Annotated in this window: 20 protein-coding genes, 1 tRNA gene and 1 pseudogene; 13 read left to right on the forward strand and 9 right to left on the reverse strand. The window is 68.8% G+C overall.

Going from position 1 to position 24,906, the window contains the following annotated elements; translation table 11 throughout:
* Positions 1 to 426 precede the first annotated feature (426 nt).
* From speB to GV007_RS18510, 4 genes are all read left to right on the forward strand, one after another.
* On the forward strand, positions 427 to 1,389 hold the full coding sequence (gene speB / locus GV007_RS18495) for an agmatinase (RefSeq protein WP_104301129.1): 963 nt from the start codon (positions 427 to 429) through the stop codon (positions 1,387 to 1,389).
* A 296-nt stretch (positions 1,390 to 1,685) separates the two neighbouring features.
* Complete coding sequence (locus GV007_RS18500; protein ID WP_160075250.1) at positions 1,686 to 2,708, forward strand: MBL fold metallo-hydrolase; 1,023 nt, start codon at positions 1,686 to 1,688, stop codon at positions 2,706 to 2,708.
* A 142-nt stretch (positions 2,709 to 2,850) separates the two neighbouring features.
* The gene (locus GV007_RS18505) at positions 2,851 to 3,072 is read left to right on the forward strand and encodes a hypothetical protein (RefSeq protein ID WP_160075252.1); all 222 of its coding nucleotides are present in this window, start codon (positions 2,851 to 2,853) and stop codon (positions 3,070 to 3,072) included.
* A 76-nt stretch (positions 3,073 to 3,148) separates the two neighbouring features.
* Positions 3,149 to 3,376: a hypothetical protein gene (locus tag GV007_RS18510; RefSeq protein WP_160075254.1), complete on the forward strand. Its 228-nt coding sequence runs from the start codon at positions 3,149 to 3,151 to the stop codon at positions 3,374 to 3,376.
* Positions 3,377 to 3,404: 28 nt separating this feature from the next.
* Here the strand turns inward: GV007_RS18510 and GV007_RS18515 are convergent, their stop codons facing one another.
* Positions 3,405 to 3,914 carry a hypothetical protein gene (locus GV007_RS18515; protein ID WP_160075256.1) on the reverse strand — a complete coding sequence of 170 codons (510 nt, stop codon included), beginning with the start codon at positions 3,912 to 3,914 and terminating at the stop codon, positions 3,405 to 3,407.
* 256 nt (positions 3,915 to 4,170) lie between these two features.
* Between GV007_RS18515 and GV007_RS18520 the strand changes: the two genes are divergently transcribed.
* The 3 genes from GV007_RS18520 to GV007_RS18530 are packed head-to-tail and all read left to right on the forward strand — an operon-like array spanning position 4,171 to position 8,236.
* Entirely contained in the window at positions 4,171 to 5,325 is a 1,155-nt protein-coding gene (locus GV007_RS18520) for a serine hydrolase domain-containing protein (RefSeq protein ID WP_160075258.1), read from the forward strand.
* Positions 5,322 to 6,965, forward strand: a complete 1,644-nt coding sequence (gene dacB, locus GV007_RS18525) for a D-alanyl-D-alanine carboxypeptidase/D-alanyl-D-alanine endopeptidase (protein WP_201297775.1) — start codon at positions 5,322 to 5,324, stop codon at positions 6,963 to 6,965. Before GV007_RS18520 ends, dacB begins: the two co-directional genes overlap by 4 nt.
* Positions 6,966 to 7,009: 44 nt before the next feature.
* Positions 7,010 to 8,236, forward strand: coding sequence for a serine hydrolase domain-containing protein (locus GV007_RS18530; RefSeq protein ID WP_160075260.1), 1,227 nt, complete (start codon positions 7,010 to 7,012; stop codon positions 8,234 to 8,236).
* 99 nt (positions 8,237 to 8,335) lie between these two features.
* Here GV007_RS18530 and GV007_RS18535 read toward each other — a convergent pair whose 3' ends face one another.
* Together GV007_RS18535 and GV007_RS18540 are read right to left on the reverse strand one after the other, a co-directional pair.
* Complete coding sequence (locus GV007_RS18535; protein WP_160075262.1) at positions 8,336 to 9,016, reverse strand: response regulator; 681 nt, start codon at positions 9,014 to 9,016, stop codon at positions 8,336 to 8,338.
* Entirely contained in the window at positions 9,004 to 10,746 is a 1,743-nt protein-coding gene (locus GV007_RS18540; protein ID WP_160075264.1) for a sensor histidine kinase, read from the reverse strand. The genes GV007_RS18535 and GV007_RS18540 overlap by 13 nt, the downstream gene beginning before the upstream one ends.
* A gap of 240 nt (positions 10,747 to 10,986) precedes the next feature.
* Between GV007_RS18540 and GV007_RS18545 the strand changes: the two genes are divergently transcribed.
* Complete coding sequence (locus GV007_RS18545) at positions 10,987 to 11,571, forward strand: hypothetical protein (protein WP_160075266.1); 585 nt, start codon at positions 10,987 to 10,989, stop codon at positions 11,569 to 11,571.
* On the opposite strand, the gene GV007_RS18550 is transcribed toward GV007_RS18545, so the two are convergent.
* Entirely contained in the window at positions 11,572 to 13,080 is a 1,509-nt protein-coding gene (locus tag GV007_RS18550) for a PucR family transcriptional regulator (RefSeq protein ID WP_160075268.1), read from the reverse strand. It abuts the gene before it with no gap.
* Between the two features lie 172 nt (positions 13,081 to 13,252).
* On the opposite strand from GV007_RS18550, the gene GV007_RS18555 reads away from it, so the two are divergent.
* From GV007_RS18555 to glsA (GV007_RS18570), 4 genes are read left to right on the forward strand one after another with little or no spacing between them, the layout of a single operon-like run.
* A complete protein-coding gene (locus tag GV007_RS18555) occupies positions 13,253 to 14,761 on the forward strand; it encodes an amino acid permease (protein ID WP_160075270.1) in 1,509 nt (502 codons plus the stop codon).
* Positions 14,758 to 16,470 (forward strand): flavin monoamine oxidase family protein, encoded by a 1,713-nt coding sequence (locus GV007_RS18560; RefSeq protein WP_374953504.1) that lies wholly within the window; start codon positions 14,758 to 14,760, stop codon positions 16,468 to 16,470. The genes GV007_RS18555 and GV007_RS18560 overlap by 4 nt, the downstream gene beginning before the upstream one ends.
* Positions 16,471 to 16,479: 9 nt before the next feature.
* Positions 16,480 to 17,526: a glutaminase A gene (gene glsA, locus GV007_RS18565; protein WP_236558640.1), complete on the forward strand. Its 1,047-nt coding sequence runs from the start codon at positions 16,480 to 16,482 to the stop codon at positions 17,524 to 17,526.
* Positions 17,527 to 17,536: 10 nt separating this feature from the next.
* Positions 17,537 to 18,583: a glutaminase A gene (gene glsA, locus GV007_RS18570; protein WP_308471384.1), complete on the forward strand. Its 1,047-nt coding sequence runs from the start codon at positions 17,537 to 17,539 to the stop codon at positions 18,581 to 18,583.
* A gap of 10 nt (positions 18,584 to 18,593) precedes the next feature.
* On the opposite strand, the gene GV007_RS18575 is transcribed toward glsA (GV007_RS18570), so the two are convergent.
* The 3 genes from GV007_RS18575 to GV007_RS18585 form a co-directional block, all read right to left on the reverse strand.
* A complete protein-coding gene (locus GV007_RS18575; RefSeq protein ID WP_160075288.1) occupies positions 18,594 to 18,776 on the reverse strand; it encodes a hypothetical protein in 183 nt (60 codons plus the stop codon).
* Positions 18,777 to 18,814: 38 nt separating this feature from the next.
* A complete protein-coding gene (locus GV007_RS18580; RefSeq protein WP_160075291.1) occupies positions 18,815 to 19,705 on the reverse strand; it encodes an exonuclease domain-containing protein in 891 nt (296 codons plus the stop codon).
* A 310-nt stretch (positions 19,706 to 20,015) separates the two neighbouring features.
* The gene (locus tag GV007_RS18585; protein WP_104242287.1) at positions 20,016 to 21,278 is read right to left on the reverse strand and encodes an MFS transporter; all 1,263 of its coding nucleotides are present in this window, start codon (positions 21,276 to 21,278) and stop codon (positions 20,016 to 20,018) included.
* 386 nt (positions 21,279 to 21,664) lie between these two features.
* On the opposite strand from GV007_RS18585, the gene GV007_RS18590 reads away from it, so the two are divergent.
* Positions 21,665 to 21,738 (forward strand) — tRNA-Pro (locus tag GV007_RS18590).
* A gap of 337 nt (positions 21,739 to 22,075) precedes the next feature.
* Here the strand turns inward: GV007_RS18590 and GV007_RS18595 are convergent.
* Together GV007_RS18595 and GV007_RS18600 are read right to left on the reverse strand one after the other, a co-directional pair.
* Positions 22,076 to 23,283 (reverse strand): annotated as a pseudogene (locus GV007_RS18595) (IS110 family transposase).
* Positions 23,284 to 24,780: 1,497 nt separating this feature from the next.
* Positions 24,781 to 24,906: integrase core domain-containing protein (locus tag GV007_RS18600; RefSeq protein WP_160075293.1), on the reverse strand; the 126-nt coding region annotated here is incomplete at its 5' end.

Consider the following 24,906-nt stretch of genomic DNA (forward strand, 5'->3'; position numbering starts at 1 on the left):
GTCCCTGCCTGACCTGCCGCCCCCCGCGCCCGCCAGGTCATCGCTGCCCGGCGAGTCGCCCTCTAGCGCTAGCGCCAGAGGGCGACTCGCCGGGCAGCGATCGCTTCGGTGCGGGGTGGCGTGGGGAGACGGGGCGAGGTGGCGACCGCGGTGAGGTGGCAGGGCGGCGAGGCAGCGACGGCGACTCAGCGACGGCCAGGCAGCGACGGCGACTCAGCGACGGCGAGGCAGCGACGGCGAGGCAGCGACGGCGAGACAGCGACGGTGGAGGGGTGGGGCATTCTGCGGGAGTGGGGTGCGTGCGATTTGCACCGAGGCCCGGGTTATCTGGTGCAAAAAGTGCGCCCCTCCGGGCTTCTCCTTCGCTAGCTTCTGGGGAGAAGCACGCGGCAAGGAGGCCCCACAGTGAGCAACGATTTCTTCTGGATGAACCCCGCTCGGGTGACGCAGGACGGCAACGTCGGACCGACCGATTCGGCGCAGGTCCCTCGCTTCGCAGGGCCTGCGACCTTCGCGCTGCTGCCGAGGGTCGATGAGGTCGAGAAGCTCGATGTGGCGATCCTCGGGGTCCCCTTCGACAGCGGCGTCTCGTACCGCCCAGGTGCTCGCTTCGGCCCGGCGCACGTGCGCCAGTCGAGCCGCCTCCTGCGCCCCTACCACCCGACGCTCGACGTGTCTCCGTTCGCGGCGCAGCAGGTCGCCGACGCCGGCGACGTCGCCGTCAACCCATTCGACATCGAGGAGGCGCTCGGGACGGTGGAACAGGCCGCGAAGGCCCTCAGCGACACGGGCGCGAAGATCGTCACGATCGGCGGCGACCACACGATCGCGCTGCCGCTCCTGCGCAACATGGCGCGCATCCACGGCCCCGTCGCGATGCTGCACTTCGACGCGCACCTCGACACGTGGGACACGTACTTCGGTGCGGCATACACGCACGGCACCCCGTTCCGCCGCGCCTTCGAGGAGGGGCTCCTCGACACGGACGCGCTCAGCCACGTCGGCACGCGCGGCCCGCTGTATGGGAAGCAGGACCTCGAGGACGACGAGCGCTTCGGGTTCGGCATCGTCAGCTCGGCCGACATCTACCGTCGCGGAGCGGATGCGGTCGTGCAGCAGCTTCGGCAGCGCATCGGGGATCGTCCGCTCTACATTTCCATCGACATCGACGTGCTCGACCCCGCGCACGCGCCTGGCACCGGGACGCCGGAGGCTGGCGGCATGACGAGCCGCGAGCTGCTCGAGATCCTGCGTGGTCTCGCCGACCTCAACGTCGTCGGCGCAGATGTCGTCGAAGTGTCGCCGGCCTACGATCACGCCGAGCTCACGGGCGTCGCCGCGGCGCACGTCGTCTACGAGCTCGTCTCGATGTTCGCGGTGCGCCGCTAGCTGTCCTTCTCGCGCGTCCGCGGCCTCGCTTTCAGGCGTGCGCTGACCAACTTCAGTGCAGAATCGGGCTCCCTCGCTGTTCCACGGGCGGTTTGGGCCGTTCTGGCACTGAAGTTGGTCACGAAGGTCGACGGCTGGGAGCTTCGAGCGGGTTCGGCACCCGCACGCGCGCCGTCGGAGTCAGGGCCTCCGTCGGTGTCGGTGTCACTCCCAGCGCCAGCGCGCGCATCCGCGTCCTAGGCTTCTGGCATGGGATGCACTTGGCTCGGAACTCCGCCAGAACAGGTGACCGCGGAATGAGCGCCTCGAGCGTCGCTGCGAGCAGCGCCGCGCAGGAGGCGGCCTGGCACAACGGAGCCGTGGCGCCGCTCGACGCGGTCCGGGACGGGATCTGGACGGTGGGCAGCCCGATGCCGGCGGGGCCGAGGCCAGGCGGCCGCATCCCGTGCACGCTCGCGTCGGTGATCGCCGACGATGCGGGTGGCGTGCACGTCATCGACCCCGGCTCAGACTCCGAAGCGAACCTCGCCGTGCTCGCCGCCGCCATAACGGCGACGGGCCACCGGCTCGACCAGGTGCGGTCGATCGTCGTGACGCACCTGCATCACGATCACCTCGGTCTGGCCGAGCGGCTCCGGGATGCGACGGGTGCGCCGATCGTGTTGCACCGTGCCGAGCAGGCGGCGCTCGATGCGCTGGCTGCGGACGTGCCGAGCGTCGAGGTCGAGACGGCCAGGCTCGTCGAGTGGGGTTTGCCGGTCGAACGCCGCGCGGAGGTCCTTCGGCTCGTCGGGCGGTCGGCGACGCCGGTCGCGCTGCGCGCGGACGTGCTTGTCGATGACGCGCAGCTGCTCGATGTGCCCGGCAGACGGCTGCGTGCCATCCACACCCCGGGCCACACGCCCGGGCACCTGTCGATCGTCGACGAGGAGGCCCGGCTGGTCTTCACCGGTGACCACGTCTCGCCCGTGCTGCACCCGGGGCTCGGCCTCGGCGGCGACGATGGCGGCAACCCGGTGCTCCATTATCAGCGCTCGCTGCGGCGCATCGCCGGGCTCGGCGTCGACGAGGCAGTTCCGGGGCACGGCTACCGGTTCGTGGGGCTTGCCGAACGCTGCGGTGAGCACGCGCGGCACCACCAGCGCCGCACCGATGAGGTCGCCGGAGCCCTCGCGGCCTCGCCAGACGCCTCGATCTTCGAGATCGCCTCTCGCCTCACGTGGTCGGCCGGCTGGGCGAGTCTCGAGGGCTTCACGCTGCGTTCGGCGCTGCAGCAGACGGCGATGCACATCGAGGCCGTGCGGACCGACTCGGCCTGAGCGCAGCCAGTCCCGGGTTGCTCCAGGTGCGACAGTGCTGGCGGAGCCAACTCGGAGCGGCGACTGGTTGACTGCTGAGAACGTGCTTCCGCGGGGAACGCGACCGGAGCGCGAGCCACGACGTCGAAGACCGGAGGACAACATGGAAGATGCCACTACTCGCCGCTGGATCCTCGCGGGGCTCGTGCTGCTGTCGGTGCTTGTCGTCGGTGCATCCTTCCAGACCGGGGATGTGCTTCTGCGCATCCTCCTCATCCTGCCGACTGCGCTCCTGTGGGTCGTCTACCGTGAGGCCGAGCGACGCCGACGAGACGCGCAGGTCTTGGCATCCGAGGGCGACAGCCAGGGCAGCGGCCGCCGCTGATCGGTGCATGCAGCACCGGGAGCGCTTCGGCGCAACCCCTTGGGCTGGTGGATCTTCCTCGCGTAGCGTCCGGTCCATGACCAACGAGCCAGTAGGTGCAAACACGCCCGACGAGGGCCAGAGCGCCGCGCAAGCGGCCGAGGCTGCCGAGCGGGATGCGCTGCGAAGCGTCCGTGCTGTGGGCGAGGACCGCGGCGACCCGGACGCAGCTCGACACGAGAGCGCGCCCACCCCGCCGAGTGAGGTCGACCCCGAATCTGGCACGGATGCTGATGGCTTCCCGGTAGAGAACCCCTCCGGCTGAGGCCCAGGCGTTCCCCCTTCGAGTCTGATCAGGCCGACTGCCAGAACACCATCGGCTGCCCCGGCGCTCCGCAGGCCTCGGGCGCATCTGCCGGCGCGCTGCCGTACCCACCGCTGCCGTCGATGCTGTCCCCGACACCCACGGTGGCGAAGCCCGGCACGTTGATGCTCTGCCCACCGGGCGTGAGTGACGAGCCGAAGGGGAACTGGACGAAGGTCTGCCCTTCGCCCGTCTCGACGACCCAGCATCCGCCCTCGCTGAGCGCGAGCGTGCCCCCGACTCTCGCCTCCATGATGGCCGTCGGCTCGCGGCCCGCGGCATAGAGAACGGTCGTGTCGGTGGTTGTCGTGCTCGCGGGCCCGGGCCCCGGCAAGATCATGTCACCCGGCTCCGACGGCGGCACGGTTGGGGTGCACGCCGTCAGCGTGCCTCCGAAGGCGAGCGCGATGCCAAGCACGAGGGCGATTCCGCCGCGGCCTTTCGCCGCAGGGCCCGGCCCCTTCTCGATACGACGTGGCCCCCCGCGCGATTCGCTCATGAGCGCGATGCTACTGAACTCGACGCAGGAGCCGAAGCCGAAGCCAGACCAGCCGGGACGCGTGACGTCTGGCGGTCTCAAGAGGGACCTAGGTCCATTGTCGCGCGTACCCGCATCGGCGAGTGTGATTCCTGAGATGTGATCCCCCCGACGTCTCTCAGGGAACCTCCACGAATGAGGAATCATGCGCAGCCCCCAAACCCCCTCCAGAGCATCCCAAGCATCCAGAGCACCACGATCTGCTCGTCTTCTCGCCATGGCGGCGATGGCCGCTGCCATCGGCCTGTTGGCGAGCGGATGCACGTCGGCCGGCGGTGACGGCGCGGGGAGCACGACTGACCCGGCGGCTCCCGAGGTCACTCGCCCCGCCGCGCCGGACGGCGAGCTGCCCGCGGAACTCCAGGACGGGCTGCAGGCTGCCCTCGACGCGGTGATGGCCGAGCTCGAGGTGCCAGGTGCGGCCGCCGGGGTGTGGATTCCGGGCCAGGGCTCGTGGACGACGGCCGCTGGACTCGCGAACGTCGAGGACAGCACGCCCGTCACGACGGACATGTCGTGGCCGATCCGCAGCATCACGAAGTCGTACACGGTCACGCTCATCCTGCAGCTCGCCGACGAGGGCAAGCTGAGCCTCGATGACACCATCGATCAGTACGTCGAGGGCATCACGAACGGCGACAGGATCACGCTCCTGCAGCTCGCGAACATGTCGAGCGGGAACGCCGACTACGTCACGGAGGCCTTTCAGGATGAGTTCCTGTCCGATCCGACGAAGATCTACACCCTCGAGGAGCTGAACGCCCCCGTCGTCGGTCAGCCGGCGCGGTTCGAGCCCGGCGCCGAGTACCTGTACACGAACGCCAACACGAACCTGCTCGGCGCGGTCGTCGAGAAGGTGACGGGTGAGCCGTACGCGGATGCGCTCGACGCGCGCATCCTCACCCCGCTCGGGCAGACGGGCACGACGTACCTGACCGACGTCGACGACTGGGCCCAACCGCATCCCACGGGCTACGTCATCGACGACGGCAAGCCCGTCGCGCAGAGCGAGAACCCGTCGATTCTCGGCGCCGCCGGTTCGCTCTTCTCCACGCTCGAGGATGGGCGTGCCTGGGCGGAGACGCTCGGTTCGGGCTCACTGTTGAAGCCGGAAACGCAGGAGCTGCGCCAGGTGGGCCATGAGATCCCGAAGCCGCCCTACGACCTGTACGCGGTGGGGATGGGGGAGACGAACGGGTGGCTCGGCCACAACGGCGAGGGGCTCGGCTTCACGGCCGCCACCTTCCACGACCCGGCGACGGGCGCGAGCATCGTCGTCTACATGAACGAGTCGGACAGCCCTGCTGGGCATCCGGCTGACATCGCCTTCCGCGCCCTCGCTGAGGTTCTCGCGAACGGAGCGGGCGCGTGATCGCCGACGGCGTTGCCGGGCGAGCACGCGGATCAGGGTTCGGCCGCGGCGCTCGCGTCGTGACGGCGGGGGCCGTCGCGATGCTGCTGCTCACGGGGTGCGTCGCGGCCGACGCGAACGATGCGGATGTCCCGGTGTGGGACGGGACGACGCTCGTGTCCGTCCCGGGGCTTCCGGATGCGGCACTCGAGGTCATGAATCAGCCGCAGTTCGCGAGCGGTCGATGGTCGATTGCGGTCGAGGACCTGGACACGGGCGAGGTGCTCGTCGACCTGGACGGCGAGAAGCTCGCCGAGCCGGGCTCCTTCGTGAAGACATACAGCGCTGGCGCCGCGTGGGTGAAGTGGGGGCCGGACCACACGGTTATGACGCCGGTCAAGCAGTCGGGCGAGGTCACGACGGGCACGCTCGACGGTGATCTTGTGCTCGTCGGGCAGGGGGATCTGACGATGGGCGGACGCACCAAGGATGACGGCAGCGTCAGCTTCGCGAACCTCGACCACAACGACGCGAACCCCCTGCCGGGGGCGACGCTCACGCCCGAGGATCCCCTGGCGGGCCTCGACGAGCTGGCCGCGCAGGTGAAGGCGTCCGGGATCACGACCGTCAGCGGTGACGTGATCATCGACGACCGCCTGTTCCAGGGCACGCTCGCCGAGCAGCCGATCACCCCCATCGTCATCAACCAGAACCTCCTCGACGTGCTCGTCACGCCGGGGGAGGCGGGTGCCCCCGCGACCGCGGCACTCACACCCGCCGTCGGAAAGTGGGCGCTCGACCTCCAGGTGGAGACGGTGCCAGCTGGTGAGGAGTACAAGGTCGAGGCGCCGGAGGTGTCGGCAAGCGATCCGAACACGGTCGTCGTGACCGGCACGATCGCCGCGGATGCCGACCCCGTGCTGCGGGTCTTCGAGTTCGACGACCCGTCGACGTTCGCCCGCACGGCCTTCATCGAGGCGCTGGAGCGCGCGGGGGTCACCGTCGGCGCCGACCCCTCCGCCGAGAACCCGAAGTCGGCCCTCCCGAACTGGGACGCCGTCGAGGCGCTCCCCGCGGTCGCGGAGCTCGAGTCGCTGCCGCTCGCCGAGGAGATCACCTACGTCATGAAGGTCAGCTACAACCGCGGCGCACAGACCCTCGTCTGCCGCCTCGCGGTCGACGCGGGTAAGACCGATTGCAACAAGGACGGCATGGGGGTGGCGCAGGCCATCTGGGCCGAGGCCGGCCTCGACACGACGGGCGCCTCCCTCGTCGACGGCTCCGGGCTCGAAGGCAACTACATCACCCCGAAGAACGCGGTGCAGATCCAGAGCCTCATGGCGGAGCGTCCCGACGCCGAGCGGTGGCGCGACACGATGCCGATCCTCGGCGTCGACGGGTCGCTCGCCGACGTGCAGAAGGACAGCCCCGCCGCCGGGAAGGTGTTCGCGAAGACGGGAACCCTCGCGAGTGCCGACGCCTTCAACGGCAGGCTCCGGCTCGGCACCAAGACCCTCGGCGGCGTCATGGTCACCGAGTCCGGCCGCAACCTGGCGTTCACGATCATCGTGAACCAGGGCTTCTACGAGGGCATGCCCGGGGTCTTCGAAGCGAACGATGACGTCGGCAAGGTCGCGGCGATCATCCAGCAGGCGTACTGACCGAGCATCCCCGAGTTCGCACGCAATCCAGGAGGAGACAGCACATGTCCAAGATCGCGAAGAGAACCACGTACACGGCGACCGCCATGGTCGCCGCCCTCGCCCTCGTCTCCTGCACGGCGCAGGCCGCGGAGACCGAGGCGCCGACATCCACGCTGAAGCCGTTCGACGAGGCGGCCGTGACCGCGATCTTCGAGGAGACCGCGGAGGAGCTCGGCCAGCCCGGCGCCTTGATGCTGCTGCGCACGCCAGAGGGGGAGTTCACGGCGACCTACGGGGTGACGAGCCCCGGCGGCAGCACTCCCGTCTCGGTCGACGACCATATCCGCATCGGCTCCAACACGAAGACGTGGACCGGCACCGTCATCCTGCAGCTCGTGCAGGAGGGCAAGATCGCGCTCGCGGACCCCGTGTCGAAGTACCGGCCCGACGTGCCGAACGGCGACAACATCACGATCGAGCAGATGCTGCTCATGCGCAGCGGGCTCGCCAACTACACGGAGACGCTCGAGCTCAACACGGCACTGGATGAGGACCCTGACCGCGTGTGGGAGCCGGAGGAGCTCATCAAGATGGCGCTTCCTCTTCCGGTCGACTTCGAGCCTGGCACCGACTACCACTACTCGAACACCAACACGATCCTCCTCGGGCTCATCGCCGAGGACCTCGACGGGAAGCCGCTCGCCGAGATCTACGACGAGCGGATCTTCACGCCGCTTGGCCTCGACGAGACGTCGTTCCCCGAGGTCGGCGACAGCAGCATCCCGTCGCCGCACTCCGACGGCTACTTCTGGTGGACCAACGTCAACACGATCGGCTCGTCGAAGCTGCCGCCGGACCTCATGAAGCAGATCGAGGAGGGCACGTTCACGCCCAACGACGGCACCCTCGACAACCCGTCGTGGGCATGGTCGGCTGGCTCCGGCATCTCCACCGCGGGCGACCTCGCCGACTGGGTGGAGGCGCTGGGCGGGAAGAGCGGCGACATCCTGGAACCGGACATGCAGCAGGCGCGCATGGACAGCTTCCAGCCCACGACGAAGAACCCGGCTGACCCGTCGTACGGCTACAACATCGCCCACTTCGGGCAGTTCTACGGGCACACGGGCGAGCTCCCCGGCTTCAACTCCTTCATGGGCTACGACCCCGTCGCCGACGTGACGCTCGTCGTCTGGGCGAACCTCGCCCCGGCCGCGAACGGCGCGGGGCCCGCCACCGAGATCGCGAAGCAGCTGATCGGCACCCTCTACAGCTCGCCGGTCGCGAGCTAGGAGTTACAGGATTCGCAGGAGTCAGGGAGGTCCTGGCTGGAGCGTTCGGCCCGACCCGGGCCTCTGAGATGGAACCCGGTGCCGGGCCGGACGCGCGTTTCAGCGCCCGCCCGCTCCGGCATCCACGTCTCCGGCGGCGGCGAGGTAGCGGACGACCGCGAGCACTCGGCGGTGGTCGTCGGCAGCGACGGGCAGGTCGAAGGCGTCGTAGATGTTCGAGGTGTGGTGCACGACGGCCTTCTCGGAGGAGCCGAGCCTCGCGGCGATGTAGCTGTTGCTGCGGCCTTCGGCCATGAGCCCGAGCACGTCGAGTTGTCGGGGCGTGAGCTCCCCGACAGGCCCGCTGATCTTCGTCGCCCGCGCGAGGAGCACGGCCACGACGTCGGGGTCGAGCACCGTGCCGCCCGCCTGCACGTGGCGCAGGTCGGCGGTGAAGGCCCGAACGTCGGCGATGCGCTGCTTGAGCAGGTAGCCGACGCCACCGTCGCGTTGCCCGATGAGCTCGCTCGCGTAGCGTCGCTGCACGTGCTGCGACAGCACGACCACGGCGGCCTCCGGATGCGCCTGCCGGATGCGGAGGGCCGCGACGAGTCCCTCGTCGGTGAAGGTCGGGGGCATCCGGATGTCGGTGATCACGAGGTCGGGCGCGAGCCGCGCGACCTCGACCTCGAGCTCGACGGCGGTGCCGACCGCGGCGACCACCTCGAAGCCGTCGTTGCTGAGGACGTGCCCGAGCCCCTCGCGCAGCAGCGCTTCGTCTTCGCCGATCACGACCCGCATGGCAGCTCCACTCGTACTTCCGTTCCCGACCCGAGCGGCGAGACGAGCTCGAAGGAGCCGCCGAGGGTATCGATCCGGTCGACGAGCCCCTTCAATCCGGTGCCCTCCTCGACCCGTGCCCCGCCGCGGCCGTCGTCTTTCACCGTCACGCTGAGCAGCGCGCCCCGCTGCGTGATGCGCACGTGCACGGTGCGCGCGTCGGAGTGCTTGACGGCGTTCGTGAGGGCCTCGGCCATGATGAGATACGCCGACTGCGACGTCGCGGGAGCCAAGGTGCTGTCGTCGGCGTCGCTGACGAGGCGCGCGGGGATCTCGAGGCGATCGACGAGGTCTTCGGCGGCCGCCGTCAGCCCGCGCTCGACGAGCGCCGACGGCAGCACCGCGTGCACGAGGCGGCGAAGGTCGGCGGCCGCCGTGTCGATGCGGTGCCGCAGCGCGGTCGCCTCGGCCACGGTCGACGGGTGCGCGTCGCCGGAGTTCGCGATCTGCTGGGCCTCGAGCGCGAGCAGCACGAGCTGCACCTGTAGGCCGTCGTGGAGGTCGCGGGCGATGCGGTTGCGCTCGCGGTCGGCGGTCTCCACGATGCGGAGCCTCGACTGCTGCAGCGCCTCGTTGCTCGCGAGGAGCGCCGCGGTGAGGCGCTCGCGGTCGAGCGCGATGGCGAGCACGCGACCGGCCCGGCGCACGGTCTCGGGGTCTGCGATCATCCGCTCGTCGTAGCTGATGGCGCCGACCAGTCGGGACTCGACGTGCACCTCCTGCCACTGGCGTGGTGTCGACTGGGCGCGGACCTCCACGTCGAGGCCCGCTTCGTCGACGAACACCTGCCGGTTCTCTGCCCAGTAGGCGACCCGCAGCGAGTCGTCGCCGAGCGAGCGGGCGAGCGCCGCCCCGACGACGGTTCGTGCGGAGCCGGCCAGGCTGAGCCAGGCGCTGAGCACCTCCGCCTCCACGGTCTGGGCGTAGCCGCCGATGAGCACGCCGAGGAGGAAGGCGATGGGGATGCCCGCGATGACGACCAGCTGGATGGAGCCGATCACCTCGCCGGGCGCGCCGAGGAGGCGCAGCACGTTCGCGGAGAGGGGGATGCTCAGCACCGCGAGGATGCCGTACAGGTAGAGGGGGAGCAGGACGCGCAGGTTCTTCGGGTCGGCGGAGCGGAGGCGGCGGATGAGGAGGGCCGCGGTGACCCCCATGACGCCGAGGCCGACAAACGCCTGCACCCAGACTCCGACGAGGTGCGGGAGCGTGTCGGGTGGGAGCACGTACAGCGGGATCTGCAGCAGGAGCGTCACTCCGTAGCCGACGGCCACCGTGGCGATGGAGACGCGTCCCTGCAGTCGGCCGGACGGGAAGGCGTGCAGCAGGTGCACCGTGACGGCGAGGATGAGGGTCGCGAAGATGGTGTTCAGCTCCACCAGCACGGGGAGACCTAGGTTGCCGACCCCGCCGAGGAACATGGCGATCGCGCCGACGAGCAGCAGGCCGCCGACCATGCTCAGAGGGCGCTGCCACCACGCGATGACGCCGGCGGCCGTCCAGACGAAGAACACGGCGGTGAACGCGAGCGGCACCCAGAACGGGATGGGCGCAGCCACGCCGACGGCGAGCTGGACGCCGCCGAGGGCGAGCGCGAGCACGGCGATGAGCAGGAGGGCCGGGCGCAGGGCATCGCCTCGCGCCGCGCGAAGCGGGATGCGTGCTGCTCGGGCGTCGATGGAACGGGTCACGTCGAGGTCACCTCGGCTCAGGCCAAGTGATGCAGCGGTGCGTTCGGCGAGCACTGGTCTCGCTGAGGTGCGGTGCTGCGCGCTGGGAGAGCGTGCCCGAAGCCTACCGCGGTGGGGGCGCCTGCGGGGGTGCGCGGGCTACCCTGGTGGCTTGCTCGTACGGCACAGGCTGATCACCGTCTGCACGGGGCGGAGAGGCCCGGCTCGGGGCACTCGCGGCGGGGTGAATGGAGGGACCGCATGTCGGTACGGGCTGGGCGATGGTTTCTGGTCATAGCGGCCGCTGCGTTGCTCGTCGGCCTCTCGTGGTTCGTGCTCGTCGAGGCTGCCGCGGGGCCGTGGGCGCAGGGCTCGGTGGGCGGCGCGGTGCTGGCGCTCCTCGGGGCCGTGGCATTCGCCGTGGGCGCCGTGTTCTTCGGTCGGTTCGTCGAAGCGAGGGTCGAAAAGACCGATCTTGTGATCAGCTCCGTTCGGCGGAGGGAGCGGGTCATCCCGCTCGCCGTCATCGACGAGGTCGTCGTCGTCGAGCGCCTGCTGCTTCCGACGAGGATGGGGCCGGGATCTGCCGCGCGAGTGATCCTGCGGGGCGGCGGCGGCACGATCGCGGCGTTCACGCCGCACGGTCTCGGGGTCGTGGATGCGCTCCGCTCGGCCGGGTGCCGCGTCACGCTGATCAGCGAGCCGCTCTCCCCGATGCTCGTGCGGCGACGCTACCGAGGCGGAGCGAGTCCCGGTGAGGTTCTCGTGGCGGGGGCGCCGTTGGTCGCGATCATCGTCGCGGCGCTGGTGCTGCTCTGGGTCCTGACCGAGTGGTTCGCCGGGTAGCTACTCCACGTACTCGAGGGCGATGACGAGCTCGGCGCGCACGCGGGCGTCGTCGAGGTCGAGCCCGAGCAGCCCCCGCAGCTGGTCGATGCCGCGGCGCACGCTGTTGCGGTGCATCCCGAGCTCGCGGCCCGTCGCATCCCAGTGCCCGTTCGCGTGCAGCCAGGCGCGGAGCAGCGCGAGGCGTGCGTCCCTGGCCTCCGCGTCGAGGTCGAGGAGCGGTTCGAGACGTCGCTCGGCGAGCGCACGCCCCGAGGCCGCGCCGATGAACGAGTGCACGGGCGCGAGGTCGGCGCCGACGCGCACCACCCCGCCGTCCTCCCTCGCTCGCCGCTCGAGTGCGCGAACCTCCGCGGCGGATGCACGCAGCTGCTCGGCCGTGACGGGTCGGCCGACGACGAAGCTCCACCCCTCGTCGAGGAATGCGGCGAGGCGCCGCTCCGTGACGTCGAGGCGGGTGATGAGGGTGACGGTGGCGTGCTCGGCCGAGATGGTGACGAGCTTCGTGTCGAAGAGGCTGCGCCAGCGGTGCAGCTCGCTCGCGTCCTTCAGAGGGGAGGGCGCGCAGGCGACGACGACCCGGAGGGTTCGGGCGCGCGCGTCTCCGCCGGCCGCCTGCAGGAGGAGGTCGCGCCACAGCTCGGTGTCCGGGCCGCCGTCCGGGCGGGCGAACACGTCGTCGGCTTCGAGGAGGAGCGGCACGAGCAGCTGGCCGGGCGCGACGCTGCCGGAGGTGCGTTGCCTCGCGATGAGCTCGAGCATGCCGTGCGCCGTCGTGAGGAACGCGTGCGCCGTCGAGCCCGCCGGGGGAGCGGCCTCCACGAGCAGCGTGCCGAGGGCGGCTCCGCCGAGGCTGCGCAGCGGGTAGGCGGCCGGTCCGCCCCTCGTCTGGTCTGCCGACTCGGCGAGGGCCCCCAGCACGGGTGCGGGTGGCACCTGGCCGGCCCTCGCGCGCACCGCGCCGCCTGGTCCAACGATCGCCGCCCAGGAGCCGAGCCGTTCGGCGAGCGCCGCCGCCACGGCCGTCTCGGGCTGGTCCGCCGAGGCGGCGCGCAGCAGTCTGCGGGTTGCGTCGGCGAGCGTGCGCAGCGCATCCACTCGCCGCAGCTCGGTCATCTCGGCGAAGGTGCGCGACACGGCCACGAACGGGGTGTCGTTGGGGATGCGCACGAGGGTGAGGTCGCTTGCAGTGCAGGCCTCGAGGAGGGCGGGTGGCACCTCGTGGAACACCGGGTCGATGCCGAGGCCGAGCGCGACGACGCCCGCGCTGACGGCCCGTTCGACGTAGCCCTCCAGCTCGGCGTGGTCGAGGTCGCGCAGCCCGACACCGGCAGTCAGCAGGAACTCGCCGCCGAGGAGATACGGCGTCGGGTCGGTGAGGTCGCTCGTCGCGACCCAGCGGATGCTCACATCGAGGTCGCCGGGCACGAGCACCTCGAGGTGCAGCTCGGGGCGTGCGAGCAGCTGGGCGAGTGAGATCTGGCCGTGTGGTGACGAGGGTGATGGCATGCGAGCTCCCGTGCATTCTGTCGCATCTTCGCGACAAACCGAGCATATCGCCCGTGGATGCACTGCGTGGTGCGACCATACGATTGCCAGGCCCGGCGCTGCTGGGCGCAGTTGGACAGCGCCGATCGATCCCTGATCATGCTGGTCCCGAACCCAAGAAGGGCAACCGTCAATGGCGACACCACCCACCACAGCCGGCCGGTCACGCACGCCGCTCGGCACGCAGCTGCTGCGCCGCAAGCCGCTGGAGCAGCTCACCGACGAGTCCCTGACCGAGTCGGGCGAGGGCGGCCTGAAGCGCACCCTCGGCATGTGGCAGCTGACGATGATCAGCGTCGGCGCGACGCTCGGCACGGGCATCTTCGTGATCCTGGGCACCGCGGTCCCGCTCGCCGGCCCCGCCGTCTGGATCGCGTTCGCCGTCGCCGGCCTCGCGGCGCTGCTCTCGGCCCTCTCCTACGCCGAGATGGCGAGCTCGGTGCCCGTCTCCGGGTCGAGCTACTCCTACTCCTACGCGACGATGGGCGAGGGCGTCGCCTGGGTGTGCGGCTGGTGCCTGGTGCTCGAGTACGGCGTCTCGGTGGCCGCCGTCGCGGTCGGCGCCGGGCAGTACGTCAACGAGACGCTCGGCGTCTTCGGCCTCGCGCTCCCGCCGGCGCTCGCGAACCCGATCGGCCTCGACGGCGGCTTCTTCAACCTGCCAGCCGCGGCGCTCGTGATCGTCGCGATGCTGCTGCTCGTGCGCGGCGCGAAGGAGAGCGCCTGGGTGAACACCGTCATGGTCGCCATCAAGGTCATCGTGCTGCTCATCTTCGTGTTCATCGCCTTCACGGCGTTCACGACGGCGAACTTCGAGCCGCTCGCCCCCATGGGTGCGGCCGGCGTCGCGGCCGCTTCGAGCCGCCTCTTCTTCTCCTACATCGGCTTCGACGCCGCCTCCACGGCCGGCGACGAGGCGAAGAACCCGCAGAAGGACCTGCCGCGCGCGATCATCCTGTCGATGGTCATCGTCACGGTCGTCTACATCCTCGTGGCGGTCGCCGCCATCGGCGCACTCCCGTGGACCGAGTTCAACGACGGCGAGGCGGCGTTCGTGCGCATCCTCACCGACATCACGGGCCAGCCGCTGCTCGCGCTCATGTTCTCGGTCGGTGCGGTCATCGCGATCGCGAGCGTCGTGCTGACGGTCTACTACGGGCAGACGCGCATCCTGTTCCGCATGTCGCGCGACGGCATGGTGCCGAAGATCTTCGGTCGCGTGCGCCCCTCGACGGGCACCCCGGTCGCCGGCACGGTCATCGTGGGGTCGATCATCGCGGTCGTCGCCGGGTTCATCCCGCTCGGCGAGCTGGCGGATGCGACGAGCATCGGCACGCTGTTCGCGTTCGCCCTCGTCAACCTCTCGGTCATCTACCTGCGCCGCGCCCGCCCCGAGCTGCCGCGCAGCTACAAGGTGCCGTTCTTCCCCGTCGTGCCGATCCTGGGCATCGTCATGTGCCTCGGCCTCATGGTCACGCTCGGCGGCACCACCTGGATGGTGTTCGGGCTGTGGATGCTCGTGGGTGTCGGCCTGTACTTCGCGTACGGTCGGAAGCACTCCATCGTCGGTGCCATGAGCGAGAACGACTACGTCAACGCGGCGACCGCCGCGACCCCCGTCATCATGAAGGAGCACAAGTGACCATCGCGACCCCGATGCCGAGCGGCCCGCAGCGCGCGGAAGGCGCATCCACGCCGCAGGACTCCCAGCCGGTGACCATGCTCAACCCGGATTTCCCGTTCAGCTACGACGAGTTCCTCACGCACCCGGCCGGCCTCGGCTCGGTGCCGGAGCGGATGCATGGCACCGAGGTCGCCGTCGTCGGCGCTGGTCTCGCGGGTGTCGTCGCTGCGTACGAGCTCATGAAGATGGGGCTGAAGCCCGTCATCTTCGAGGCGGACAGCATCGGCGGTCGCCTCAAGACGCGGTCGTTCGATGCGGCGCCGAACGTCATCGCCGACCTTGGCGGCATGCGCTTCCCCGAGTCGGGGCGCGCGTTCTACCACTACGTCGATCTCGTCGGGTTGGAGACGCAGGCGTTCCCGAACCCGCTGGCGGAGGTGACGCCGTCGACGGTCATCGAGCTCGCCGGCACGTCGTTCTACGCCGAGACTCCCGCCGACCTGCCCCCGTTCTTCACGGAGGTGGCGGAGGCGTGGAAGCGTGCGCTGACGGAGGAGGCCGACCTGGTGCGCATCCAGGACGCCATCCGCGCACGCGATACGGAGACCCTGAAGGCCGCATGGAACGAGCTGGTCGAGAAGTTCGACAACCGCTCGTTCTATGGATTCGTGGCAGAGAGCGCGGCCTTCAGGGATCTCAGCTTCGAGCACATCGAGGCGTTCGGGCAGGTGGGCTTCGGCACGGGCGGTTGGGACACCGACTTCGGCAACTCGATCCTCGAGATCCTGCGGGTCGTGTTCACGAACGCCGACGACGCGCACCGCCGCATCGTGGGCGGGGCGCAGAAGCTGCCCGTCGACCTGTGGCACCACGAGCCGACCGAGCTGGAGCACTGGCCTGAGGGCACGAGCCTGGCGAGCCTGCACGGCGGGGTGCCGCGCGGTGCGGTCGCCGCGATCAAGCGCGGGCAGAACGGTGGCGTCAGCATCACGGAGAAGTGGGGGCGCACGCAGGAGTTCGCGTCCGCCATCGTGACCTGCCAGTCGTGGCTGCTGTCGGCGCGCATCGACACCGACGAGGAGCTGTTCACGCCCGAGATGTGGACGGCCATCGAGAAGAGCCACTACATGCTCTCGTCGAAGACGTTCGTGATGGTCGACCGGCCCTTCTGGCGCGACCTGGACCCGGCGACGGGGAAGCCGGTCATGAGCATGACGCTCACCGACCGTCTGCCCCGCGCGACGTACCTCATCGACGAGGGCCCCGACAAGCCCGCCGTGATTTTGCTCTCCTACACGTGGAACGACGACGCCCTGAAATGGCTGGCCCTCGACGCGTCGGAGCGCACGCGGCTCATGCTGCATTCGCTCGACAAGATCTACCCCGGCCTCGACATCGGCGCGCACATCGTGGGGGAGCCGATCACCGTCTCGTGGGAGGCCGACCCCAACTACATGGGCGCGTTCAAGAACAACCTGCCCGGCCACTACCGCTACCAGGAGCGCCTCTTCGGTCACTTCGTGCAGGACGAGCTCGACGACCACCAGCGGGGCATCTTCCTCGCGGGCGACGACATCTCGTTCACAGCAGGCTGGGCCGAAGGTGCGGTGACGACGGCCCTCAACGCCGTCTGGGGCGTCGCGAAGCACCTCGGGGGCGCATCCGCTGCCGGGAACCCGGGGCCGGGTGACGTGTGGTCGGAGCTTGCTCCGGTGCGCCTCGACTAGCCTTCCGCTGTGACTGACTCCTCGAACGGCTCCATAGACGCAACGCACATGTTCGGCGACGAGCCGGAGATGGTGCACTCGAGCCGCTCGGCGATCTCGACCGGGCAGCTGCCTGACTCCGACGACGTGAAGACCGCGGTCGACGAGACGTACGAGCAGTTCTCGTCGGTCGACGACGGCGAGGTGCCCGACTACATTCCGGCGCTGGCGGATGCGGACCCGGACCTGTTCGGGATCTGCATCGTCTCCACCGAGGGGCAGTCGTACAGTCGCGGCGACGCTGAGCTGCTGTTCACGATCCAGTCGATCTCGAAGGCGTTCGTGTTCGCGCTCGTGCGCGAGGAGGTCGGGCACACGAAGGCGCGCGAGCTGGTGGGCGTGAACAACACGGGCCTGCCGTTCGACTCGGTCATGGCGATCGAGCTCAACGGCGGACGCACCATGAACCCGCTCGTCAACGCGGGTGCCCTGGCCACGTCGGCGCTCGCGCCGGGGGAGACGTGGGAGGAGAAGTGGGACTTCATCCTGAGCGGCCTCTCCGCCTTCGCGGGGCGCGACCTCGAGATCGACGAGGACGCGTTCGCGTCGGAGCGCGAGAACAACATCCGCAACCAGGGCATCGCGCGCCTCCTGCAGAGCTACGGGCACATCACCCTCGACCCGCACGAGGTCACCGAGCTGTACACGCGGCAGTGCGCGCTGCTCGTGACCACGGAGGACCTCGCCGTCATGGGTGCGACGCTCGCCGACGGCGGGAGGAACCCGAAGACGGGCGAGCAGGTCATCGGGCAGGGTGCATCCAGGGACGCGCTCGCCGTGATGGCCGCGAACGGCCTCTACGAGGCGAGCGGGGAGTGGCTGTACGAGATCGGGATGCCCGCGAAGAGCGGCGTCTCGGGCGGGCTCGTGACGATCGCTCCAGGCAAGGGCGGCTTCGCGAGCTACTCGCCGCGCCTCGACGACGCCGGCAACAGCGTGCGCGGCATCAAGGCGGCCAGGCACCTGTCGAACGAGCTCGGCATGAACCTCTTCGCGTCGGGCACCGTGCAGGACTAGATTCGGGGTCGTGACGACTCTTCCCGAACAGACGCTCCTGCCGGAACACCCGACCGCGTTCCCCAGCGAGCCGGACCTCGTGCACCCCGACACCCGCGTCGTCTCGACCGGCAGGCTGCCGGATGCCGAGCACGTGCGGGAGATGCTCTCCGAGACGTATGAGCGGTACCGCCACGTGCAGGACGGCGCCGTCGCCGACTACATCCCCGCGCTCGCGGAGGCCGACTCGTCCTGGTTCGGGCTGAGCCTCACCTCGGCGAACGGGCACCGATTCTCGTTCGGGGACGCGCAGCTCAAGTTCTCGATCCAGTCGATCTCGAAAGCGTTCGTCTACGCGCTGGTCGTGCAGGAGCTGGGGCACGAGGAGGTGCGCGAGCGCATCGGCGTCAACAACACGGGGCTGCCGTTCAACTCGGTCATGGCGATCGAGCTCAACGGCGGACGCACCATGAATCCGCTCGTCAACGCGGGCGCGATCGCGACGACATCGCTCGTGCCCGGGAAGACCTGGGATGAGAAGTGGGACTTCATCCACGCCGGGCTGTCGAACTTCGTCGGCCACCCGCTCGAGATCGACGAGCGCGTCTACGAGTCGGAGATGAAGACCAACACTCGCAACCGCAGCATCGCGAGGCTGCTCGAGAGCTACGGGCACATCTCGCTCGACCCGACGCAGGTGACCGAGCTGTACACGCGGCAGTGCTCGCTGCTCGTCACCGCCGAGGACCTCGCCACGATGGGGGCGACGCTCGCCGACGGCGGCGACTGCCCCATCTCAGGCGTCGATGTCGTCGATCCGTCCGTGAGCCGCGACGTGCTGTCGGTCATGGCGACGAACGGCATGTATGAGGCGAGCGGTGACTGGCTGTTCGAGGTGGGCATGCCGGGCAAGAGCGGCGTCTCCGGCGGCATCGTCACGATCGCACCGGGCAAGGGCTCGCTCGCGACGTTCTCCCCGCCACTGGATGCTGCTGGCAACAGCGTGCGCGGCATCCGCGCCACCCGGCACCTGTCGAACAAGCTCGGCCTGAATATGTTCGCGTCGACGGTGCAGTAGGCGTGGGGGCTCAGTCGTTGCGGTCGCGCCGCAGTGACGGGGCGAACATGACGACGAGCAGCAGCATCGCGAAGGCGGTGAGCCACGGGCCGAACTGGCTCGGGTCTCCCGCGATCGCCACCACGGAACCGATCAAGACGAGGCTGGCGGCGATGATCATGGTCAACGCGAGCGGTCTCGGGTAGCGGTGCACTCCGGAAGCCTACGCGGCTCCCAGGCGTCTCGTCACGCTCAGCGCGCGACCAGTTCGAGGAACACCTGCTCGGTGATGATCTCGACGCGCTGCCCCTTCGCGGCGAGGTCCATGGCCTTCTGGATCTTGGTGCTGATCTTCGCGCCGGGGCGAAGCGTGGCGGGATCGTAGCCGCCCATCACGACAAGCGTCGTCTTCTTCGTCACGCTGCCACTCACCGTCGCTCCCTTTTCTGCAACCAGCTTCTGCGCATCTCCGCGAGTGTGGCTGTCGAGGTCGCCGGAGAAGCAAATCACCTCACCGAAGAGCGGATGCGTGGGGTCGGCGTGTGCGTTCGTTTCTGGAATGACGCTCTGCTTGTGCGCATACGCGGACCGGCTGGCTCGTGCCTTCGCGGGTCTCGACTCGGGCCACGCGCTGGTGACGTCGCTTACTCCCGTGTGGGTCGAGAGGTGCAGGACGATCTGGGCGCAAGCGAGCGCATCCGCCCCGGCGTCGTGGTGCGAGAACGAGGGGAGGCCGAGGTGCTTGGCGACGTGGGGCAGCTTGTAGCTCTCGAGCTGCAGCCGCGCCTTCGCGAGGACGAGAGCGTCGAAGAACTCGAAGCCCGGGTCGCGGAGGCCCAGGAGCGAGTTGGCTGCGTTATACGCGCTCTTGTCGAACGAGCTGTACGCAACGATCGGGGCCGATTGCACCACCGTGGTCAGGCGCCGAAGAGTCTCACCCCAGGTGGGCGCATGCTGCACGTGCGAGGCGCTGATGCCGTGGATGTGCGTGTTCGTGAAGACAAGGCCGGTCGGCGGATTGATGAACCACGAGTCGGTCGAGACGATGCGACCGTCGCGCACGTCGGTGACGCCGATCTGGCACACCGAACCTCGCTGGTGGTTCGCGGTCTCGAAGTCGATGGAAACGAAGTCCAGCGCCATTGCATGTCCGATCGTCGGGGGTCTCTGAATCCTAGGGACGTTCTCCGGTGCGCGAAGGCCCGGGGATACACGGGGCCCGCCGGTGACCACGTCTTATTGCGGGGCGGCCGTTGGGGCAACGCATGTTTGTGGGGCCAACTCGCTCCTGGAAAGAACTGCCGCCAGTCTGAGGCGCGGGTCATCGCTCTCTCTCGCGGACCATCGCTGCCCGTCGACTCCGCCTCCGCCTGGGCTCTCGGCGATCGCTGCCCGGCGTTTCGCCCTCTGAGGTGACCTCCAGAGGGCGAAACGCCGGGCAGCGATTGGTGGGTCAGGCTCCGATGTCGGCGCGTTCGGCTGCGGGGATCGTGCGGAGGCCGGTGGTGTCGAGCGAGTGGCGCTTGTCGCGGCGCTCGACGGAGACGCCGAGTGCGGTCAGGCCCATGCCGAGGACGGCGAGGACGACGCCCACCCAGCCGGGTGCGAGGTAGCCGAGGCCGCCCGCGATGACCATGCCGCCGAGCCACGCGCCGAGGCTGTTGCCGACGTTGAACGCAGCGTGGTTGATGGCCGCTCCGAGGAGTGCGGCTTCGTCGGCGATGCGCACGAGGCGCGACTGGATGGCCGGCAGCAGCGACGACGAGGTGAGGCCGAGGAAGAACACGGCCACGAACAGGCCGACCGGGTTGGACGCGATGAGGCTGTAGAAGACGAGCGAGGCGATGAACGAGCCGAAGCCGACGAACATGGTGCGGGTCAGGTTGCGGTCTGCTGCCCATCCGCCGATGAGGTTGCCGAGGGTCATGCCGACGCCGAGGGTCGCGAGCACCCACGGCACGATGCCCGGGCCGAGGCCCGTCTCGCGGGTCGTGACCTCGGCGATGTACGAGTAGACGGCGAAGAAGCCGCCGAAGCCGATGGCGCCGACGGCGACCATGATCCAGAGGCGCGGGTTCTTGAAGGCGATGAGCTCCTTCATCGCGCTGCGCTCGGGGTTGCCGGGGTAGCGGGGCACGAAGAAGAACACGAGCAGGAACGTGACGAAGAAGATCGCGGCGACGAGCACGTACGCGTAGCGCCAGCCGCTGGCCTGGCCGAGCCAGGTCGCGAGGGGCACGCCGAAGATGTTGGCGATCGTGAGGCCGGAGAGGGCGAGTGCGACGCCCTGGCCCTGCTTGCCTGGGCCCATGATGCGGGCGGCGAGCAGCGAGGCGACGCCGAAGTACGCGCCGTGGGGGAGCGCCGCGATGAATCGCATGACGGCGGTCGTGCCGAAGTCGGGCATGAGGGCGGATGCAGCGGAGGCGACGATGAAGATGCCGAGCAGCCAGAAGGCGAGCTTCGTCTGCGACATGCGGGCCGCGAGCACCGCGAACACGGGCGCGCCGACGACGACGCCGAGGGCGTAGGCAGAGATGAGGATGCCGGCCTGCGCGATCACCGCATCCGGGTTCTGCTCGAAGCCGGGGAGCAGCTCGCGGGCGATGTCGGGTAGCAGACCCATCGTGGCGAACTCGGTGACACCGATGCCGAAGCCTCCGAGCGCAAGCGCGAAGAGGGCGATTCCGCGCCGGAAGGGGGTGAGTTCGGGCATGACCTGCATGTTGCGGACCTCTGCTTCTGAGATAGGGGACTGGGTTCGCAACACTGCGCGGGTACCAGGCTATTCCCAGGCGGCAGAATGTGCGAACAATCGGCCGGGTGGATGTGGTCGGGCTGGCGCTGGGGCGCGTGCCCACGCCGCGGGGTTGGTCGAGCGCTCGCTGCCTTCCCCCCCTTTTCAGCTCGTGCGGCTCCCCGCTCCAAGTGACTGCTGGGAGCAGAGTTGTGGCGAAGTGCTGTTGGGACGCTTGCTCTGCGCATCGCGCCACAACTCTCCGGTGGTCGGCAGTTGTTGCGCGACACGTTCGACACGGTGGTGCGCGAACCTCCCAGGTTCCGGTAGGATGGTCGAGTTGTCCTCGCGGAGAACGAAAGCCACGGGCTGTGGCGCAGCTTGGTAGCGCACTTGACTGGGGGTCAAGGGGTCGCAAGTTCAAATCTTGTCAGCCCGACGGTGTGAAGTGTCGGGACATCGGAGACAGATGTCCCGGCGCTTCGGCGATCATCCCCCTCCTTCGGGAGGGGGATTTTTGTTTTTGAGTTGGCAGTCGCGGTTTGGGTTGATCGTGTGTTGGGCGAGGATCTCGCCGGTGGTCGGGTTCGTGACGATGGTGTCGCGGTCGTGGATCAGGATGAGGACTTTGGTGCCTCCGTGGCGTCGTCCGATCGCGAGGTGGTGGAAGCGCTTTGGTGGCGGAGCGCGACGGTGCCTGACCCGTCGACGGTGTCGGTGCGGATGCGGAAGTGCGCTGCGAGGCTGGTTGGGTTAGGGGTGGCCTATGGTTCTTGTCAAGCGGCAGGAGCCCTGGGTGGTTGGTAGATGGTGCCGTCTCGGAGCATTGCGTAGAGAATGTCGCAGCGTCGTCGAGCCAGAGTGGTGAGGGCTTGGTTGTGGTGTTTGCCTTGCGCGCGTTGCCGGTCGTAGTAGGACCGCGAAACTGGGTTTCTGAGTGCTGGGAGTGCTGACAGGAACAGGCCCGTTTCAGGATCTTGTTCCCGCGTCGGGAGGCGTGCTCGCTTCGGATCGAGGATCCCGAGCATCTCGTGACGGGCGCGAGGCCTGTGTAGGACGCGAGGTGACCGGCCGACGCGAACGACTTCCCGGCGACTTCGGTGAGGAGCCTCGCTGCGGTCCTGACGCCGACTCCCGGCATGCTCGTCAGGACCGGCTGAAGAGGGTGCGCGTCAACGAGCCGCTCGACCTCGACCGCGATGTCCGCGCGCTGCGTGCGGGGGTCCTCGAGTTGCTTCGCGAGGCGCGGCAGGGCGACGCTCGCGGCGTTCGTGCCGACGACTGCGACCGTCTGCTCGGAGAGCGCCTGCATGATCTCTGCCGCGAGGCGGTTGCCCATGCGCGGAGCGAGCTTCACGAGCCGGTTGGCGAGACGCGCAGGTCCGAGCTTCGCGAGATCGGATGGAGCGGGATGACGTTGCAGGAGATCGACGACCGCGGGGTGATCGAGGTGTGGACCGAGGACCCGCTCGAGTACGGGATGAATCTGCGTGAGCAGACCTCGGATGCGCTTGCTCGTCGCGGTCACTTGTCCCGCGAGGTCGTCATCGAACCTGCAGGGCATGCTCAGTTCGGCGACGTGCTCGTCCGCGAGCTGGATCGACCGGAGGGCGTGCGGGAGCGAGCGGGCGGCTTCCGCGACGATGGCCGCGTCTCTCGCGTCCGTTTTCGCTTCTCCCGCGTGGAGGTCAGCAATGCCGCGCATCGCGAGCCCGGGCAGGTAGCCGACGAGGACGCCCGCTGCTTGCGCGACCGCGATCGGCAGCGCGCCGATCGTGGCCGGCTGATCGCCCACGAACAGCAGCGTCCCGTGGCCCTTCAATCCATCGATGAGCGAGCGCAGCTTGCTCTCGTCGTTGGGCAGCGCCTTGTCGAACAAGCGCTTCCCGGCGCGGTTGATCGCGACCGCGTGATGCTCGCCTTTGCCGACATCGACACCGATGACCACGTCGACGCTGTCGTGTCCGCTGATGCTGTTTTCCATCAGCCCTTCCCTTTCCGAACTCGGTTGGAGTGCTGGCCGAACCAAGAAGCGGCGGAGCTCGACATCCACGTTACGAACGACACTCGGACGAGTCCGGGCCCTGTCCCTATCAGCGATTCCCCTGCCGCCAAACCAGGCTCGGTGACAACACCCCCCCAGATCCTCAACGACAGGGGGCAGGAATCATGCCGAGCCCGGGATGGCCAACACCCTCCAAGGATCACTCCTCAATCGGGTAGGAAGAAAGTAACGGGGGCGCTCGCGTCTTCGAGCCACAGTTGCACATACTCTTCGTCATCGGCTCAAATCCGATGACAGGGGACCGCTTGGGCGCGCTTACTCTGAGCACCGCATCGTGGTCGAGGGAATCGACGTAACGGTGCTCGATCGCACCCTCGGCAGCACCTTGCGTGCCAAGGCTGTCGCCGCGATCGAAGTTCAGGAAAACAACCGTGGGAGCCGTGGAGCAGTAGCGCGGTCCGATTCACGTTCTCGATTCCGAGGTCCGCGTCGGTGCTCCGGGCAGTGACCGATACACATCCACAATCTCTCATAAGGCACGCCCATCAGGCGGTGGTTGCCGCGACCCGTCTCGGTGCCGTCGGACGCAACGGGGCAGTTGCATAGGTCGACGTGACCGGGCTGATCGCAATCGTGTTAGACCGCTGCGGCAGCAGAGCCAGTGCCCCCACCCGCGAACTTACTTCCAGCAAGGTGCAGACCCTTCATGATGGAAGGTGGGTATCCCGCGACGGTCGCCTCTGCACGCAGCGGCCGTTGCATTGTCGGAATTGCAAGATTCCGTGTTCGTCGACCACCGCACCCCACCTTCGGCGTCGAGTAGAAGCCACGCGAGATGGGGCGTGGCCGGAACCCCGCGTGAGCGATCACGGCGGTGCCGGAGAAACTCGTCGTGGAGTTCTCCTCGCGCTCGGGCAGATCGAGCAAGCGAAGAGCCGGGTAATCGCCGAGTACGTCGTGAGCCACGGACGGCCTCCCTCACCGTTCCTGTGATGCGGCTTCGCGCATGGGCAACGTTCACCACCGGGCGCGAGAAATAAGTTCGCTACCACGCTGACTTCACCGCAGAGTCGCGCACATGAGGGACCCATCTTCTCGGTGAGCGCGCAACCACCTGGGCTCGCACCGTTACCGCGAACGGCAGTATGCCGTTGCTGTTGCGTGCTGACGATTTGCTGCTGAATGTTACTAGTGGAACCTAGGCTCAGTGAGGTCGAGACGGTCCCAGAGGAGCGGTCGAACTAACAGCGGTGGACCCTCGCCGCCGAAACCGCCCGCCAGAACGTGCCCTAGCGCTTCAGCACCGTGAGAGACCGCGAGGCCATCATCGGGATGGTCATGCCGCTGAAGCCGTCTCACTGCGGCAACCCCCGCCCTAACTCGCGACTGGTCCCGAGGAGTTGCGCGGGCCTGGCGGCACGAGGTCAGTTGGCCCACGGGCATCCACTGTCCACACCCTAGAACAATTTCTCGCCCCTAGCTGTATTGACCCGTGAGGTTGTGAACGCGGTCTGAGGGGCGTTGGCCGCCGATTCCGGTGTGGGGTCTGTGGTGATTGTAGTGATGGAGCCAGGTGTCGTAGGTCGCGGCTCTGGCTTCATC

The sequence above is a fragment of the Pseudoclavibacter sp. 8L genome, assembly GCF_902506465.1.
Classification (GTDB): Bacteria; Actinomycetota; Actinomycetes; order Actinomycetales; family Microbacteriaceae; genus Pseudoclavibacter.

Excerpts from the sequence above, each read along its gene's own strand:
- GV007_RS18515 (WP_160075256.1), bottom strand. The coding sequence starts at position 3,914 with ATGAGCGAATCGCGCGGGGGGCCACGTCGTATCGAGAAGGGGCCGGGC.
- GV007_RS18545 (WP_160075266.1), top strand. The coding sequence starts at position 10,987 with ATGTCGGTACGGGCTGGGCGATGGTTTCTGGTCATAGCGGCCGCTGCG.
- GV007_RS18585 (WP_104242287.1), bottom strand. The coding sequence starts at position 21,278 with ATGCCCGAACTCACCCCCTTCCGGCGCGGAATCGCCCTCTTCGCGCTT.
- GV007_RS18580 (WP_160075291.1), bottom strand. The coding sequence starts at position 19,705 with ATGGCGCTGGACTTCGTTTCCATCGACTTCGAGACCGCGAACCACCAG.
- GV007_RS18510 (WP_160075254.1), top strand. The coding sequence starts at position 3,149 with ATGACCAACGAGCCAGTAGGTGCAAACACGCCCGACGAGGGCCAGAGC.
- GV007_RS18555 (WP_160075270.1), top strand. The coding sequence starts at position 13,253 with ATGGCGACACCACCCACCACAGCCGGCCGGTCACGCACGCCGCTCGGC.
- GV007_RS18505 (WP_160075252.1), top strand. The coding sequence starts at position 2,851 with ATGGAAGATGCCACTACTCGCCGCTGGATCCTCGCGGGGCTCGTGCTG.
- GV007_RS18520 (WP_160075258.1), top strand. The coding sequence starts at position 4,171 with ATGGCGGCGATGGCCGCTGCCATCGGCCTGTTGGCGAGCGGATGCACG.
- speB (WP_104301129.1), top strand. The coding sequence starts at position 427 with ATGAACCCCGCTCGGGTGACGCAGGACGGCAACGTCGGACCGACCGAT.
- GV007_RS18500 (WP_160075250.1), top strand. The coding sequence starts at position 1,686 with ATGAGCGCCTCGAGCGTCGCTGCGAGCAGCGCCGCGCAGGAGGCGGCC.
- GV007_RS18535 (WP_160075262.1), bottom strand. The coding sequence starts at position 9,016 with ATGCGGGTCGTGATCGGCGAAGACGAAGCGCTGCTGCGCGAGGGGCTC.
- GV007_RS18550 (WP_160075268.1), bottom strand. The coding sequence starts at position 13,080 with ATGCCATCACCCTCGTCACCACACGGCCAGATCTCACTCGCCCAGCTG.
- GV007_RS18530 (WP_160075260.1), top strand. The coding sequence starts at position 7,010 with ATGTCCAAGATCGCGAAGAGAACCACGTACACGGCGACCGCCATGGTC.